At 46.2% G+C, this 18,408-nt stretch carries 8 protein-coding genes; 5 read left to right on the top strand and 3 right to left on the bottom strand.

Going from position 1 to position 18,408, the window contains the following annotated elements; translation table 11 throughout:
• Window positions 1-4: 4 nt before the first annotated feature.
• The 3 genes from AC4PME_RS00815 to galB form a co-directional block, all read right to left on the bottom strand.
• On the bottom strand, window positions 5-3,058 hold the full coding sequence (locus tag AC4PME_RS00815) for a TonB-dependent receptor (RefSeq protein ID WP_490710287.1): 3,054 nt from the start codon (window positions 3,056-3,058) through the stop codon (window positions 5-7).
• A gap of 234 nt (window positions 3,059-3,292) precedes the next feature.
• Window positions 3,293-5,197, bottom strand: coding sequence for a sialate O-acetylesterase (locus AC4PME_RS00810; protein WP_491044520.1), 1,905 nt, complete (start codon window positions 5,195-5,197; stop codon window positions 3,293-3,295).
• Window positions 5,198-5,259: 62 nt separating this feature from the next.
• Window positions 5,260-7,977 carry a beta-galactosidase GalB gene (gene galB / locus AC4PME_RS00805; protein ID WP_491044521.1) on the bottom strand — a complete coding sequence of 906 codons (2,718 nt, stop codon included), beginning with the start codon at window positions 7,975-7,977 and terminating at the stop codon, window positions 5,260-5,262.
• Window positions 7,978-8,226: 249 nt separating this feature from the next.
• On the opposite strand from galB, the gene AC4PME_RS00800 reads away from it, so the two are divergent.
• The 5 genes from AC4PME_RS00800 (at window position 8,227) to AC4PME_RS00780 (ending at window position 18,407) form a co-directional block, all read left to right on the top strand.
• Entirely contained in the window at window positions 8,227-10,788 is a 2,562-nt protein-coding gene (locus AC4PME_RS00800; protein ID WP_491044522.1) for a glycosyl hydrolase 115 family protein, read from the top strand.
• Between the two features lie 195 nt (window positions 10,789-10,983).
• Window positions 10,984-11,700, top strand: coding sequence for a GntR family transcriptional regulator (locus tag AC4PME_RS00795; protein WP_490710284.1), 717 nt, complete (start codon window positions 10,984-10,986; stop codon window positions 11,698-11,700).
• 423 nt (window positions 11,701-12,123) lie between these two features.
• Entirely contained in the window at window positions 12,124-15,189 is a 3,066-nt protein-coding gene (locus AC4PME_RS00790; RefSeq protein ID WP_491044523.1) for a TonB-dependent receptor, read from the top strand.
• 51 nt (window positions 15,190-15,240) lie between these two features.
• A complete protein-coding gene (locus AC4PME_RS00785; protein WP_491044524.1) occupies window positions 15,241-16,797 on the top strand; it encodes a tryptophan halogenase family protein in 1,557 nt (518 codons plus the stop codon).
• Window positions 16,794-18,407, top strand: a complete 1,614-nt coding sequence (locus AC4PME_RS00780) for a tryptophan halogenase family protein (protein ID WP_491044525.1) — start codon at window positions 16,794-16,796, stop codon at window positions 18,405-18,407. Before AC4PME_RS00785 ends, AC4PME_RS00780 begins: the two co-directional genes overlap by 4 nt.
• The last annotated feature ends 1 nt before the right edge of the window (window position 18,408 follow it).

The raw sequence follows: 18,408 nt of genomic DNA, 5'->3' as shown, positions 1-18,408 counted from the left end.
ATTGTCAGAAGTTATAACGGGCGCCTAGCTGATAGCGGGCTCCCAGATCTTCCAGATACCACAACTGGTTTTCAGTACGCCCATGCTCGCGACGGTTTTCTCCGGTAATATTAATACCTTCAACAAACACTGTGAGTTGTTCATTAATGGCGTAACTCACGTTAGCATCTATCTGCGCATAACTTTCAACGTAAGTGGGATTATTTGAGCCGAGATAGTTTATGCGGTTCAGATATTCATCGCGCCAGTTATAAGCCACCCGCGCTGTCAGACCGTCTTTGTCGTAAATGAAAACAAAGTTAGCAGTGTCACTCAGACCGGCAAGAGCAAACTGTGACACATCCGGGCTTCCGTTGTTATCAAATCCGATGTCGCCCCGAACCAGGGTATAGTTCGCCTGGAAACCGAAGCCGGACTCTCCGAAGAAGTGTTGGACAGCGAGTTCTGCTCCGTAAAGTTTGGCTTCACGGTTATTTTGAGGCAGGCTGGTTCTGAACACCATTTCAGGATCGCCTTCTTCAGGCACGATATCCCATCCCGGTGTTTCCCCCAGTTGTAATAACTGTTCTGATGAACCGGTGTAGTCATCTGCGCCGTTGGGGAATGCTTCGGGATGTTCGAGCAGAACCATCATGGCGAAAAGTGAGGTATCATCCACTGCATAACCGCGGTCTCTGAGCGCTTCCGCAGCCGCCAGTGCCCGCGGTCCGTTAGTCTGGTCGAGGATATCAAAAAATGTGCGGTCTTCCTGGCCTGTCCCGATAAAGTTAGCCACACGTTTTTCGAAGAAGCCTATTGAAGCGTAACTGTTTTCCTCAAAATACCACTCTGCTGAAACATCAAAATTATCTGACTCAAGAGGGAGTAGTGCAGGGTTAGATGAACTGGCCGTGGGTCTGGTACCGTTAAGTGTCGAGCCTGATGTACCGAAACCGCTGGGCGATACCCGCAAATCACCATAACCGGCTCTGGCGATAGTTTTGCTATAAGAGAATCTGGCTTTCACCTCATCTGTTAGCATAACATCGAAGTCAAAGCTGGGGAGCACGTGATCATAATCAGCGTCCACAGACAGCGGAATTGTATCTGTATCAGGATCGGTATAGAGACTGAAGTCGTTGTTATTTTCCCAAATCAGATAACTGGGTGGCGTGACCAGAGATGTTGAAGTGACGTCGGTTTTTTCGTAACGGACTCCGGCCAAAAAGTTAACTGGCATATTGCCCAGTTCGCCGCTCAGTGCAACCTGAAAATATGCGGCCATAGTATCTTCTTTAACCACATCGTTGGTTGAGAAAATATTGCTGACACCGAAATAATTAGCATCAGAAGGATAGAGCGCTAGCCCCTCACGGGCTAAGGCTACAGGATCAGCGACAAAACCCATACCCTGACTTTGCCCGGTATCAAAGTCATCAAACAGACCGGCTACATCGAGAGGTTGAAGCAGCCCTTCGGAAAATTCTCCCGGATTCGCTATGCCCCAGTTGCCTAGTGTCATATTGTCGCCGGCCGTCTGCCGCGCAATCATTTCCATAGCTCTGGTTTCAACACCAAAATCAAATTCCCCGCTGTCAAACATCCATTTACCGTCAAGTTTTAATTGACTTATTTCTGTTTCCTGAGAAGCGTGTCTGAAGCGTAAAATCGATGAACCAACATCTCCTGCGTCAACTACACCGTTCCCGTTTCCTCTTGCACTATCATCGTAAACATTCCGGTATGTCGGCAGTTCCGTATCGAACCACCACTCGCGGGAAGTAACAGTAGGGGAACCTATACCAACAGCAATCTCACCTGATGCAGCATTGTCACTGGGACCAGTAGGCAAACTTTCCATTTTGGAATTATGAGCATCAAGCGACAGCAGAAGATTGTCAGAGGCGAAATATTCAAGATTAATACCTACAGAATTGAGTGTATTAGTTTGTTCGCGCCATTGTTGTTCATAACCTTCGTCCACGGTGCCGGGATAAGACTCTGCAATGTAGATAGGTGTTGCAATGGGACCGTCATCAAATACCACAGCAGTTACGTTGGAGCCGTTTTGCACCCAGTTGCCTATTTCACCACGATGCTCCTGTATATCATTCTCTGCATAAAGATAATCCAGGGTCGCAACAAGGTTATCTGAGGCAGCATATTGCAGAGTTAACTGTGCGTTGGTACGCGTTCTTTCTGTATCCGAAAATGCATAGCGCAAATCGTTGGGACGGGCATAAAGCTGACCCACTTCAGGTGCGTTTTCATATATATCCCCGCTGTTGTTAAACAGGGTGTCCGGATCGTTAGGGTCGCCCCAGGTTCCGATGTTCCAGTCGTTAACTGTTGCGCCAACATATCCTGAATGACGTTCTTGTACACTTCCCGTTAAAGACACGCCAAATTTTGCGTCATCATCAGTCCAGCTGATTAAACCGGAGAGCTCTGGTGTAACATCATCACCTGCACGGTTAGTGGTATCATGCACTGCTTTTGCACCTATGGTGGAGCGAAAGCCGGGGGCATCAAGAGGGCGTGCCGTTTTGATATTCACAGTTGCGCCAATACCACCAGTTGCGATATTTGCTTTGCTGGTTTTATATACCTCAACGCCCCGTATGCCTTCAGATGCCAGGTTAGCAAAATCAAAAGCGCGGGTACTGCCTCCACGGGTCGTACCGTCTGCTCCGCTACCACCGCCATAGGTTTGTGCTGCAGGCATCATACGACCATTCAGGGTAATCATGTTGTTGCCACCGCCAAAGCCCCTCACGGTGATTTCGTTACCTTCGCCGTTTGTACGACTGATGGAAACACCGGTTATCCGTTGTAAGGATTCTGCAAGGTTTGTATCAGGGAATTTCCCAATGTCTTCAGCTGAAATTGCGTCTACAACCCCTACAGAATTTCTTTTTATCGAAGCCGCTTCAGCCAGGCTGGAGCGTAAACCGGTAACTTCTATAACTTCGACCGGATCTTCCGTTTGTGCTGTCGCCGGTAAAATGACTACCGTCCCAAGTATTACTGATACAGCTTTATTTACTATTGATTGTCTGAACGTGTGCTGTTTGTTCATTACATTAGTCCTGTTGAGATGTGCCCGGGCTATGAATACATAGCCCAACCTTTTCCCGTCAGCATCTGGTTTATATAGAGATTTCACGCTGTAGTAAAAGCGCCAATTACGTGACCATGATGTTAACGAAGTGTAAATCTTTTCACTTTACAACATGCAACAGGTATTATTTTTTTTTACTTCAATGTGTTTTTTTTGCGCGGTGTACCCGCGCAGAAATGTCTCTGAGAGGTATTATGGTGACACGTTCATTTCGAAAGGTGCTGCAGGCAAACCGCTCAGATCATAAACAGATACAGCAGGATTATCGGCCCATGCATAACGCACTTTTTCAGGTTTACTGATTGCAGGATGGGACAGAATTACCTTATTACCCTGAAGGGTCGACTTTGCCCATTTGTAATTACCATCTGCGCCGGCTATGGCAAAGCTGGCCGGGGTATCGTTAAAACGTTCATGGTCCAGTGGCGAGTCGAAAGTAAGCTCAACTTGCTTACCTGAAGATTTTACTGATTTAACTATTGGTCCGTTAAAATCCACGTTTTTCCGGTAAACCATGTTTTCTGCGGCAAGTGCCACTCTGTGGCCAACTTCACGCTTATTAACAGGGTGAATATCGTTCCATTCACCTATGTCGATTGTAACAATAAGGGCGGTCGCGGGGTCGGCTGCTGCTTTGGCTTGTTCACCGCGAAGTTCTGCCCAGCTACTTTCGCCCGGCTCAGGTTTCCGTTCCATAAAATTTGTCAACTGTATGATGAAGAAAGGCAGATCGGGTGCCTCCCAGCGGCTACGCCAGTTAGCCATCATGGCTATTAATTTATCGCTGTATCCGGAAGGACGGGAAGCGTTGGACTCCCCCTGATACCATAATACTCCCGATAACGGATAGCCTGCAGCCGGCGCTATCATCGCATTGAATAAACCCATGGGTTTCCAGCGAATAAACGTGGTGGCCGGGGTCTCAGTTGTGCGGTATGACACTTTATACTTCCAGTCACCGTCCAGAGGAATGCTGCTACCTTCAGAGGCGCCTAAAAAGTATGGTTTGTCTGTTACAAAACCTGTTGCGCCACCATTGGAGGTTACTCTGACGGTGATCACATTGTCCCCTTTTTTTAATGCCGATGCTGGTACAGTGTAGCGTCGGGGTGGATACTGATAGGTGGTGTTACCAACTTTTACTCCGTTTACCCATGCTTCATCAGCATCAACAATGCGACCTAATCGTAGAATAAAAGATTGGTCGGGCACGCTGTCAAGATGAACATGTTTTCTTAACCACCAAACCCCGGCAAATCCCTCATCATAACCTTTTAGATCTTCCGGCATCGCAATTGACTGCCACTGACTATCATCCAATTCAGGTGTATACCAGGGCGTTTCCTGCATGCCTTTGTCCTTATCATTCAGCGTCTTATACCAGTTATCAACTGCTTCCCGTTCTTGTTCCTGTGTTCTGATAATATTTTCTTGTTTTGCGAAAAAGTCACCTGCCGCTATTGCATCAGGATAAGGTGCCAACGTTTCTCTGGCCATCCAGGCTTCGATGGGAGAGCCTCCTAAGGCAGCGTTTATTATGCCTACCGGCACATTTTCAGAGTTATGGATTTTGTTGGCAAAGTAATAACCTACAGCCGAAAGTTGTCTGATATTTTGCGGGGTAGCAGTGAGCCATTTGCCAGCTTCATAATTTTTGTTTTCAGCATCAAAACGATATTTATCCGGAACTGTAAATTCACGGATGAGAGGGAAGTCAGCCTGACTGACATCTTCAGGGTAGGCTTCTTCAACCCTGGCCATGGTAAGCTCCATGTTTGATTGCCCTGAAGCCAGAAATACATCTCCGAAATATATATCGGAGAATGTCAGTTCGCTGTCACCTCTAATCTTCAGTGTGAAAGGTCCTCCGGCTTCTCTGGCTGGTAAGTTTATTTCCCACTGGCCGCTGGTCACCTTGGCTTTTCCGGTGAGTGTGTCGTTTAGCCAGATTGAAACCGTTTCACTTTCTGAAGTTCCCTTTACCGGAATAGTGTGATTACGTTGTAGTACCGCACTATCGGAAATAAGGCGGTGCACAGTCAATGCCTGGACCGGACAGCACAGAAGAACAAACATACTGATAATTAAACGGGTCATGAACACTCCTGAAATGTTTCGATACGGACATGCAGGCCGGTGCCTGCACATCTGTCATATGATTAAATTGACTTAAGTAATATTGTCGAGGTGCCAAGTTCCGGACTAGTTGCGGACAGCGTGATATCGCCTGCTTCACCTCTGTTACTCTGCACTATTACAAGTAGTTTTCCGCTGAAAGCGTGTCTCTTTTGTGAAGCGAATGAAGTAAAATCAGTGGAGTCTCCATTATCCGTGGCGATGATGCGGCCGGGTCCGTCTAAGGTAAAAGATATTTCGTTCACAGCGTCTGGTACAAAGACGCCATTTTCATCCACAATGTCGACGGTGATAAAAGAGAGATCTTTGCCATCTGCATCAATTGTTTTCCTGTCTGCTTGTAACTTCATTCCATGAGGAGCACCTGAAGTGGTAACCTTGTCTGTTGCCCAGGGTTTTCCATCCTTATAGGCAATGACCTCTACCGTGCCGGGTGTATAGCGGACATCATCAAAACGCAGGCGATATTCAAGGTCGCCTTTCTTTTTTCGTCCCTGTGATTTTCCATTTATGAAAAGTTCAGCTTCATCTCCGGAAGTGAAAATATGTACCGGTGTTATTTCCCCCTCCCGTCCCGGCCAATTCCAGTGAGGCAGAATATGAGCCATCGGATAATCCGGTCTCCACTCGCTTTGATAAAGGTAGAAACGATCTTTTTTAAATCCTGCCAGGTCTATCATGCCCGAATAAGAACTGCGGGCAGCGTAATACGGTGTTGGCTCACCGAGATAATCAAAACCATTCCATACAAACTGTCCGGCGACAAAGGGATAGGTCTCCATATATCTGAATACTTTATCTGCAGATGAGCCAAAGTCGACGGCGTGCAACTCATAACTGCTGACCTGATGAATTTTCGAATTACCTCCAAGACCGTCCCGAACAGGAGCACTTTCCTTTTTTGTCACAGGAAAGAAATAGATTCCTCTGGAACTGAACGCCGAAGCAGTTTCACTGGACAAAATAACCTTATCAGGATGAGCCTCGTGAAAGGCTGGATAAGATGGCGGGGTGCGAATGCGTTCTGTACCTTCAAACTCCGCTGCCTGACGAATGCCTTCCCCCTGGTAATTCAGACTAATCAAATCCATGGCTGCGCTGAAAGGGAAGTCTGCTTTTGCCCAATTCATGGAAGAGGTTACCGGGCGGGTAGGGTCTTCATCTTTAACGATAGCTTTCAGAGTCAGTGCAATATCGGCACCTGATTGACCGGTGTATTGTTCACCCACCTCGTTTCCTATGTACCACATAATCACCGATGGATGGTTTTTGTCTCTTCGTACAAGGGCCCTGAGATCCTGTTCATGCCAGTCAGCAAAAATCAGATGAAAATCTAACGGCGTCTTCTTTTTATACCAACTGTCAAAAGACTCATTTAATACCAGTATCCCCATTTTATCCGTTAGCGTAAGCAGTTCCGGAGCTGGCGGGTTGTGTGCCATGCGAATTGCATTTACTCCCATATCCTGAAGTAATTCCAACTGCCTGCGAGCTGCGCGAAGATTAAATGCTGCTCCCAGTGCGCCTAAATCATGATGCTGATTAACGCCTTTCAGAGGTATGTGCTGGTCGTTTACCAGCACTCCGACATCGGGATCAAACGTCAATTTTCTTATCCCGAATGGAGTAATGTACTGGTCTATTTCTTTTCCCTTGTATATCACGGATGTGACAAGTGCGTACCGGTTCGGTGTCTGCTGAGGAGCCGGGCCCCAGAGCTTTGGCTTGTCAAGAATTGTTGAAGCTGTTGTTTTATGCTGTTGTCCTGCAGATAGTTTAACTTTCTGTTCAGGAAGCTCCTTTACCGGGCTGTCACCCGGAAGATCTTGCCCGGTAAGTTCGTGAATACTTTGTTTCAGCGTGACTTCACTGCTTTCGGAGAAGTGATTCACCAGCGTGGTTGCAATGGATATGGTGGCTCTATCTGCGGAAACTGACGGGGTAATGATTTGTGTGCCCCAGTGACTGACATGTATTTGCGCAGTTTTTTCTAACCAGACATTGCGATAAATTCCTCCACCCGGATACCAGCGGGAAGATTTAGGTGGGTTATCGACTCTGATAGCTAATTGATTCTTGCCATTTTTCGCAAGGTAAGGTGTCAGGTCAAGACGGTAAGAACTGTAGCCATACGGCCAGCCTCCCACAAGATTACCATTTAGCCATACCATCGAATAAGACATGGCACCGTCGATGTGAAGGTAAATTCTATTGTCTGCGTCATTTGCACCGGTAGAAAATTGCTTTCTGTACCATGCTACGCCGTGAGAAGGGAGGCGGCCCATGCCTCCCCCGACCTTGGGATTCTCGCCGCTATAAAACGGACCAGCGATCGCCCAGTCATGAGGTAAATCAACTTTTTGCCAGCTACTGTCGTCAAAGCCTTTCTGAACGAACGGAAAATCACTCCCCGGTTTTCCCTCTGGCCTTTCATAACGCTTTTCAGAAGCCCCCAAAAAGTTGTTTCCAGAAGGAAGAATCCAGGGCTTCAATACATTGTTGCCACTTTCAGTAACTACGGCATCAGTAGGTTTGGTGTCCGCGGCCTGACTGTCATTGTACTGCCCTGTGGATGGACGATTATCATATATTAGAGAATCAGGAATCTCACTGTCAGCATAGCGATAAAAGCGCCAGTCGCTGGTAAGGTCTATTCTCTCGCGCTGATTAGCTGATGTGGCAGAAGCCAACAACATTGTTGTCAACAACGCCAGGCACTTCAAATACTTAGGCGATAACATATTCTTCTCTGTTAATAAAATGTGACTAACTGAATTCTTCAATAAGATATACAGAGAAGTTGGGTGTTTAAAAGCCAAAGAAAAAATAAGTAAACAGTTTACGAAATTTCTCAAGCCCTTTATTCAAGACGAGGAGAGGGAAAATCAGAAAATAAAAAAACGTAATGCATACTTGTATACTAGTAATTGTCAGTTAGTTTTGGTTTGTTTACATTTCGTATACAAAAATCAGACGTGAGTATGTTTTATATGAGATCGACAATTAAATCTGTTTCACTTTTGTGTGCACTGTTTTCAACAGGTATTTTTGCATGTGATGAACCTGCTTCCGTTTGTTTTAAGGATAACGGGGGCATCCCGCTCATTAAAAATAATCAACCCCTCCCAGTTTTAATTTCCCCGGCGGCAAATCCTGCCATAAAGAGAGTCGCGAAAGCTTTTTCGGAAGATTTAACAAGGGTTGGAGGGGGCAAGTCTGAGCTCACTGAAACGCAAACGATAAATAAAGCAGCGATTATCATCGGAGTCCCGGGGGAAGATGCTTTAATCGACTCTCTTGTGAAAGAGGGAAAACTTGATATCTCTGGCATCCGAAATAAATGGGAAGCATATCAGATAACGGTGGTTGACGATCCTGCCCCGGGGGTCGGGCGGGCGTTAGTTGTTGTCGGATCAGACAGGCGGGGAGCTATCTTCGGTACCTTTGATATTTCTGAACGAATGGGCGTTTCTCCCTGGCACTGGTTTGCTGATGTACCGGTTAAACAACATGCAAACGTTTTTCTCACGCCGGGGACCAGGAGCGATTATCCAAAAGTACGTTATCGTGGCATTTTTATTAATGATGAAGATCCGGCATTGAAAGGTTGGGCACAAAAAACGTTTGGTGGTGTGAATTCAGGCATGTACGAACATGTTTTTGATTTGATTTTACGTCTCAAAGGGAATTACATCTGGCCTGCCATGTGGGGAAAAGCTTTCCATCTTGATGACCCCAAAAATACCTCGCTGGCAGATGATATGGGAATAGTTATGGGCACCTCGCATCATGAGCCAATGACACGGGCACATGCAGAGTGGCATCGCAAGTCTGAAAACCCGTTAGGTGGTGGTGCGTGGAATTATGAGACTAACCGCGAGGCCATACAGCAATTCTGGCGAGGCGGTATAGAGCGGATGATGTCAAAGGGAGATGGAAAACCTTATGAATCTCTTGTCACTGTTGGCATGCGTGGCGACGGGGATGAGCCAATGTCAGAAGGTACAGCAATTAAGCTACTTGAAACCGTTGTGGACGATCAGCGAAAAATCATCGAAGACGTAACAGGCGAACCTGCTGAAAAAACACCACAGGTATGGGCGCTCTATAAAGAGGTTCAGGATTATTATGACAACGGTATGACGGTACCTGATGACGTTACTTTATTATTTGCGGATGACAATTGGGGCCAGGTTAGGCGGTTGCCAGTGAAAGATGTTGATCGTGAAGGTGGGTTCGGCGTTTATTACCATTTCGATTACGTTGGTGGACCGCGCAGTTACAAATGGACGAATACAGTGCAAATTGGCAAAGTATGGCAACAAATGAATTTGTCTTACGAGCGTGGAGCAAAAAATTTATGGGTGGTAAATGTAGGTGACCTTAAGCCGATTGAATATCCGACAGACTTCTTTCTGACAATGGCCTGGGACCCGGAAAAAGTGGGTCCGCAAGATCTTCGGGAATATGCCATTCAATTTGCTGAACAGTCTTTTAGTGCAGATCTGGCAAAAGATATTGCAAGTCTGCTGGAACGCTACGGTACCCTCGCTGCTATGCGAAAGCCTGAATTGCTCAACGAGGATACTTTTGAAGTAGGCGAGCCCACATTACCTGATTTGCAACCCGGAGAGTTCTATCAGCACTACATCAAGTGGAAACAGCTTGAAACTGATATGGACGAAGTGAAAGAGAAAATTGATGAGGAACATTATCCGGCATTCTTTCAGTTAGTTGAATGGCCCGTTGCTTCACTGAGCAACCTTTATGAAATGTATTTTGCAGCGGCCTGGAATAAGAAGCTGGCAGATGCAGATGATTCGCGGGCAAACTATTTCAAAGATATAGTAGAAAAGAACTTTGCCAAAGATAAAGTGTTAACTGAAAAATATCATTCAATAAACAATGGTAAATGGGACGGTATGATAAATCAGGTTCATATGAATTATATAACCTGGAGCGATCCCGCACAGCAAACTATGCCTGATGTCATTGCAGTAGATAAGGGGAAAAATGACATCAAAGTCAGCTTCCGGGAGAGGGTCCACCCGAATGACGGGCAAATCATTGAAGCTAAAGATTTCGTCAGAGCAACAGGTAATAAAAGTCTCAGTTGGCAGGCTGTGGACCATCTCGGACAATCAGAAGCTGGTGTGTTAGCACTTCCTCAGGGGCATGCTGCTACCACATTCGAAGACAAAGTCACCCTGTCATATGACTTGAGCCAGCCATACGACGGCAATGCAATTATTAAGATTAAACTGAGTCCGACGCTTGATACCTATGGTCGGGGAGGTATTCGAATCGGTGTGTCCGTAGATGAACGTCCGCCTGAAACCCTGAGTTTTGATCTACACCCTAGCGGTGGTGCATATCTCACAGAAGAAGAAAAAGCCTGGGCCGCAGCTGTGGTTACTAACGAATATACTTTGAAATGGAATGTCGAAAACCTTAAGAAGGGTAGCCATACAGTCACAATCTATCGAATCGATGATAATGTTGTATTGGAGAATATCCATGTAAGTTTTTCCAAACAATCAAAATCTGAATAGTAGTTTTTCTTAAGTAGCTGTATGAGAAATTAAGCATGAGAGCCGGGTACCGGTGTGGAATCAGTTGAACCTGCTGTCGCTGTAAATCAGGTAAATAATAAATGCAGGCTACATTTACAAATATAGTAATGTGAAGGTTGGTTTACATCCGATACACTGATACTGGTAAACCAGTAAAGTATGAGGTACACGGTTTTGAGTAATAAATCTGTTCTTTTTTTGGAGCAAGCGGCTGAATATGCTAAACAAATTGATTATAGTCGCCCTGCCGGAAGTCAGGTTTACGGCTTCATACGTGACGCAATAGTCAGTATGCAACTGGAACCGGGTCAACTTATCTCTGAAACTGCGCTTGCTAATCAGTTCGGCGTCAGCCGCACACCTGTTAGAGAAGCCTTGATCAAATTGGCTAATTTAGGCTTTGTAGAGGTTCGGCCGCAAAGAGGAACGTATGTATCCCGCCTCAGCCGCGAAGCTATATTAGAGGCGCGTTTTATCCGTGAAGCGCTTGAGGTATCTGTGGTTAGCTATCTTGCAGAACATACTGAATCCTGTTTATTCAATGAGGCTGAATCAATTATCGCCCGGCAGGAGGATGCTGCAGCTATTGATGATGCCCTCCTGTTCCAGTCACTTGATGATGACTTTCATCAGTTGCTATCGGGCAACACCGGATTTGACCGTGTTAGCAATATGATAGAGCAGGAAAAGGCACATATGGACCGTTTGCGAAACCTTAGTCTGCATATGAGCGGGCAATATGCGAGAGTCATCCAACAGCATCGTGCAATTGTAACTGCACTGCGTTCTGGCAACAGGCAAGAAGCAGTCTCTGCTATGACTTTGCATTTGCGTGAGGTATACAATGTGCTGGATCGATTGCCTGTCGATCATCCTGAATATTTTGTCTAGTCCACTCCTTCAGGGAAGGGACTTTACGTACATAAACTTTTCACTTTTTCACCGCCTGCCTCCGGACTAGTTTAATTTCAAAAGGTTAAACTCCGGCTGCATCAAATTTAAAAGCTTTAAATCCGATAAATTTTCAAACAAAAGTAACCTCATTGTTAATAAAAATAAATTATTTGTTAACTTTTTGGGTTGATAATGCTCGTGTCCAGTTAAGTTGTATACAAGTATGTTTGTCTGAAACTCAGTATGGAACACGTTGACAGGTTGGGGCCTGCCATCAAACAAATCGGAGGGCTGCAAATGCCTAGCTTTAAAAAAACAAAATTTCACCCCGTGATTGCACAGGAAAACAAGAAACGTAAATTACCTTCTTTTAAATTGTCGCTACTATCGTTAGCCGTTATGTCATGCACAACAAGTGTAATGGCCCAGAGTAATGATGACGAAGATGCCAAACCGGTTGAAAGAACCGTCCAGCAATATTTACCGGCTAATAAACAGAATGACGATAATACGTCAGATGATGATGTCGAATATATTTCTGTTACCGGTCAGCGTCAGTCTTTACAGGATGCGATTGACCTGAAGCGCGCCGGCGATACTATCGGTGATTCGATAGTGTTAGACGAGGCAGGCAAAGTGCCCAGCACCTCCTTGCTTGAAATTCTCGAACGTACGCCGGGTGTAACTATGAACCGGATTCGTGCCGGGGCCGAAGGCTCACCGGATGGTTACGCTTTCGAAGGCTCCGGTGTGCAGGTACGCGGACTGAATAAAACTAAAACGTTAATAAACGGCCGTGAAGTATTTTCTGCTAACGGTGGCTCCGGACTAAATTGGGCTGATGTGGGCCCTGAACTCCTCAAAGCTGTCACAGTTTATAAAGCCAGCCGTGCAGATCTTATTGAAGGTGGCGTATCCGGTACAGTAGATCTGCAAACACGTATGCCATTTGATTTCGAAGGATTTAAGGCTGATGCTTCGATAACAGCAGATTACGGAGATTTCTCTGAAAAAGTAACGCCCGCGGTTTCAGGTATGGTATCGAACAGAATTGATACCGACCTGGGGGAATTCGGCGTTCTGGTTAACCTTGCCTATTCTAAAATAGCATCCCACGACAGTAACGTCATTTTACCTCCCTATCTGGCAACCTCATATAATGATCAGCGGGTTTACGTACCTGCAGGTATTCGTTATACGCAAGACCAGTTTGAAAGGGTGAGAAACGGATATTATGTAGCTTTACAATGGAAGCCTACGGATGCACTTGAGTTCTACCACACCAGCTTTATCTCAGAACGGGATAGTGATCGCCATAGCCAAATACTTTCACTTGAGCCGGGGACCTCAGTAGGGGTATTTGAGGGAGCAGAATTTGATAGTAACGGGGTTTTCCAACAGGGGACAATATCCAGTACAAATCTGACATCCGGCCTTAATGTCTCGCCAAATTCAAGCTTCAGCCCGTCTAACAGTAAAACCGCTGACCACACAGTGGGTTTCAAATACCTGGCGGACTACTGGGATTTGAGCGGTAGCTACCAATATGTTAATGCGGAATCAAGATCTGGAAAGTATAGCCTTGGAAGTACAGTGCTTCCGGTAATCGCTGAAACCTATCTGGATTTGAAAGGGTCAATACCTGTGGCTACATTTGGTGAGGCCTTATCAACTAATCCTGCCGATGCCGGTTTATCAAGGGTCAACTGGTTGAACAGTGCAAATGATGGTGAGGCTCATGCATTTCAACTTGACGGGAGTCTTTTCCTCGAACATGACTTTTTCAGGAAACTCGCTGTTGGTGGCCGTGTTGCAGACAGAAGTGAAAGCGATAACTTTGTAGGCACCTGGTGGTCTGCAACCGGTCGGGGATGGAATGGTGTGCCAAGACCTTTTGTTGATACTGCTCCTGAAGGTGATTTTTATCTGGAAGAATTTTCAGACTTTTTCAAAGGTGATACAGCTGCACCGGGCGCTGTGTGGGTTGGTACTCCTGAACTAAACGATGCCAGCGCTTTTGAAAGGATGTACAACACCTATACTGCTTGTGGTCCGGACTTGTATTATCAATGTGCTGATCCTGCTCAAAGTGCATATGTGTATGGCGAAACGCCAAACCCGAATTTTGACCAGATGCCGTCATTTTATGAGACAAAGCACAAAACCCAATCACTTTACGCTATGGTCGGCTTCGAAAATATTGGTGATAGTATATGGTCGAACTTTAGCGGTAACGTTGGTCTCCGCTGGGTCAACTATGATATCGAAAGCAAAGGCAATTTTGTATTTAGTGGCGGCGCCCGCTACTACGCAAGTCTTGCAGATGCTGAAGCTTCCATCGAAGCAATGGGAGGGCTTGATAATGTAGCGGCCTGGCAGGAAGCAAACGAAGGTAGTCAGCCGCCATTAACCCGCGAAAGTGCAGGGTATGAAACAGACCGTATGGGAGATTTCTCAAAAAGTTACTGGCTACCGTCCTTCAACATTAAATTTGATTTGTCTGAAGAGTTGGTAGCACGTTACGCATGGACAAAAACACTCACGCCTCCACGTTACCCGGACATCCGTGCGCAGGGAACCGCTACTGTGCAAGTCACTGAAAATCCGGTCAATGAAGAGCTTAATGCATTATATCCTGATCAGGACGTCTCCGTGCCGGGTATTTTTTCAGGTTATACGAATACGTCAGGTAACCCTTTCTTAGAGCCTGAAATAGCATACAACCATGATATTTCACTTGAGTGGTATCCCGAGAAAGGGACTTCGATGCATCTGGCTTTGTTCTACAAAACTATTGAAAATTATATCACTTTTAATAATTTTGCGGCTCCGGCCAGTGACTTTTTCTCAGAAGCAAATTATCCCCAATCAGTGCTTGTCAGTGATGGTCAAGGCGAATTCCTCAATGGGGATGTTTCGAGTCGTACGAACTTTAACGCTGATGAAGACACGATTATCAAAGGTTTCGAATTGGGCGGACGGACTTATTTTGATAATCTGCCGGGATGGATGAGTGGATTTGGTGTCGATGGTAACCTGACATTTATCGATAATGATGCACCTGATGCGTTTGCTCTTGATATCAACGGTGACGCGCTTAGTGTTCCCGTTATCGGGCTGTCTGAGTGGTCATATTCAGCGACCCTGCTGTATGATAAAAATGATATCAGTGCAAGACTCGCTTACAACTGGCGTGATCGATACCTGACCACTACTAATGACTCAGGTACCACTCTTGTCTATGCGGATCCTGCTACCGGTAGTGATACTCAGATTGGTCTTCCTGTATATGCATCGGCTATAGGCCGGTTAGATGCAAGCATATCGTACCGGATCAGTGATGCGATGAATGTGAAACTGAATGTACAAAACCTGACAGATGAGGAGCAGCGAACCGAGATGGAAATTATGGACGGTGTGTTTGTAGACCGTGCAGTTTTCATTGCTGACCGCCGCATCAGTTTGCATTTAGGTTTTAATTTTTAACCCGGTTTCACAAGTGACAGCACAAAGGCAATTGATATCAGAGGTAACACTATGAGTAAGCGTGTGTTGATCGTCGGCGGGGGGACTGCTGGTTGGATTACTGCGGCCTATATGGCACGTATGTTGGCAGCAGATACACCCGGTGGTGTGTCAATCACGCTTGTCGAGTCGGATGAAATTGGCACCCTCGGCGTTGGCGAGGGAACGTTTCCTATTATTCGCAAAACCATGAAACGTATTGGTATTGACGAGAGCGACTTGATTAAACATGCTGATGCCACGTTTAAACAAGGGATCCGATTTAATAATTGGAAGTACAACCCTGCAGACAAACCTGATGACAGTTACCTTCATCCTTTCCAGGTAGCCTCACAGCACACAGATATGGATTTACTTCCGTACTGGTTGCTTGGGGTTGCCGGGGATGTACCCTGGGCCAAAGCTTGTTCAGTGCAAAGTACGGTGATTGATGAGAAGCTGGCCCCAAAATTAATTACCCATCCTCAGTTCGATGCGCCGTTAAACTATGCCTATCACTTCGACGCAACTAAACTTGCAGCTTTGGTGAGAAACAAAGCTACGGACACCGGCGTAAGGAGGCTGGTCGATACTATTGACAACGTTACTTTAGCCGAAGATGGCAGCATTGCTTCTGTAACAGCAAGAGAGCATGGAGAACTTACTGCCGATTTATATATTGATTGCACAGGGTTTCGGGCACGTCTTATTGGCGAGACCCTGGGCATGCCATTTACTTCGTTTAAAAAAGAACTGTTTTGCGACCGCGCAGTAGCGTTGCAGGTGCCTTATGACAACCCGCAAGCCGGCATCCCCTCATGTACCTACACCACAGCCAAAGAGGCTGGTTGGATCTGGGATATCGGTTTACATCATCGTCGTGGTGTTGGTTATGTATATGCATCTGAGTACTGTGATGAAGAGACCGCTGTAAAAACGCTCAAAGCCCATATAGGTCCGGCAGCGAAAGATTTGTCGCACCGGCTGTTGAAGTTTGAGGCCGGTTACCGGCAAACTCAGTGGCATAAAAACTGTATTGGTGTTGGATTGTCGGTGGGTTTTATAGAGCCACTTGAAGCAACCGGGATCAGTTTTGCTGAAGTTGCAGCGCTAATGCTGTGCAACTTATTTCCCTGGTCCGGCGATTACGAGGCGTCGGCGAGGCAGTTTAACGAAGCCATGTGCAAGCGATTTGAGCATGTTAAAGATTTTATCAAGGTACATTATTACTTAAGCGAGCGGTACGATACAGCTTTCTGGCGGGACAACAGGGCACCGGATTCTGCTTCAGAATACTTGAAAGGTAAGTTAGCACAATGGCGACACAGGCCGCCATCATTTCTGGATATTGACGCAAGTCACGATATTTTCGACGAAAACAGTTGGCAATACATTTTGTATGGTATGGGGTTTAAGACAGATATATCAGCCCGCGCAGATGCGCTCCGGTTTTACGATGATGCCCGACGTGAATTCCATAGTATCCAACAGCAAAGCAGAAATGCAATGACGGCAGTGCCTGCTCACCGGCAGCTAATCAACGAGGTTGCTTCTGGTGGGTTTCGCCCCCGGGCCGGAGGACGACGGTGAAAAGGGTTGTTATTGTCGGTGGCGGAACATCAGGATGGATGTGCGCTGCGGCGTTAGCGCGAACAGCACAACCTGAAACGCAAGTCACTTTGCTGGAATCAGACCAAATAGGCACCATCGGCGTAGGCGAAGCTACCATTCCTTTGCTGGCAGAGTTCAATGCGTTTCTCGGTATAGACGAGCATGACATGCTAAAGGAGTGTGCAGGTACATTTAAATTGGGTATTGAGTTTATTGACTGGTACCGGAAAGGACATGCCTATTTTCATCCCTTCGGCTTTTTCGGTAAAGATACTCCCGAATTCCCTTTTCATCAATTATGGCTAAAGCTCAATAGCTTAGTACGTAATGGTGAACTACCGGAAGAGCTCTGCGGCAATATCTGCGAATATAATTTGTGCACAGTGGCAGCAAAATCAGGACGATTTTCACAGGCTCAAGGGGGGGCGAATACTATTTTGTCTACCATGCGGCATGCCTGGCACTTCGACTCCGGCGCCTATGGGAAATTGTTGCGCCGGTATGCAGAGCAAAGGGATGTTCAGCGAATTGAAGGCAAGATTGTTGATGTTTCTGTTGAGCCGAAAAGTGGTGATATAACGTCTGTAAGACTTGAAAACGGTCTGGTCGTAGCCGGCGACTTGTTTATCGATTGCAGCGGGTTTCGCGGTTTACTCATCAATGAACATTTGCAGAGTGAATTCAATGACTGGACACACTACCTCCCGTGCGACCGCGCTATTGCAATTCAAACTTATGAGAATATACATGCTCCGCCATACACACGCGCTTATGCCAAAGAGGCAGGTTGGCGTTGGCAAATTCCGTTGCAAAGCCGTTTTGGGAACGGTTACGTGTATTCTGGCCAGTTTCAGGAGCAGCAGGAAGCTTTGACTTCCCTGTTAAGTGATTTGCATGGGGAGCCGGTTACAGGGCCCAATTTTTTACGTTTCCGTACTGGTCACCGCAGGACATTTTGGAAAAATAATTGTATAGCGATAGGGTTAGCGGGGGGCTTCATAGAGCCGCTGGAGTCAACCAGTATTCATCTGGTGCAGACCGGTATTCAACTGCTTATTAGTTTATGGTCAGCAAGTGGAAGCAACGATGAATTGCGGTCCCGATACAATAAGATGATGACTGACGAATATGAGGATATCCGGGATTTCATCATATTGCATTACAAAGCAACTCTAAGGGACGATACTGCGTTTTGGCGATTTGTCCGGGACATGTCTGTACCGGACTCACTATCAGAAAAAATGGAGCAATTTGCCAGAAACGGCAATATAGCTACCCGCCCTGATGCACTTTTTACGTCACACAGTTGGTTGGCGGTCATGCTGGGACAGGGAATTGTTCCGATGCACTACGACAGCCGGGTAGACCGCATTCCCGGTGACATACTTATTAAAAATATGCATGGGTTGAGGGAGCCGTTAAAAGAACCGCAGCATCGTTACCCTCTCATCAGCAATATATTAATAAGCATTGTGCTTTTTATAATACCCACGGTTGAGAGCGAGTGTTCGAATCCCGGCAAGATGCGCTTGCGCATGTATTTGACAATGAGTGATGATAGGCCTTTGATTATAATAGCTTCAAGGTAAG

It is taken from the genome of Alteromonas sp., from assembly GCF_984505615.1.
The sequence above is the reverse complement of the archived record's forward strand: the minus strand, read 5'-3'. Positions and strand labels throughout refer to the sequence as shown.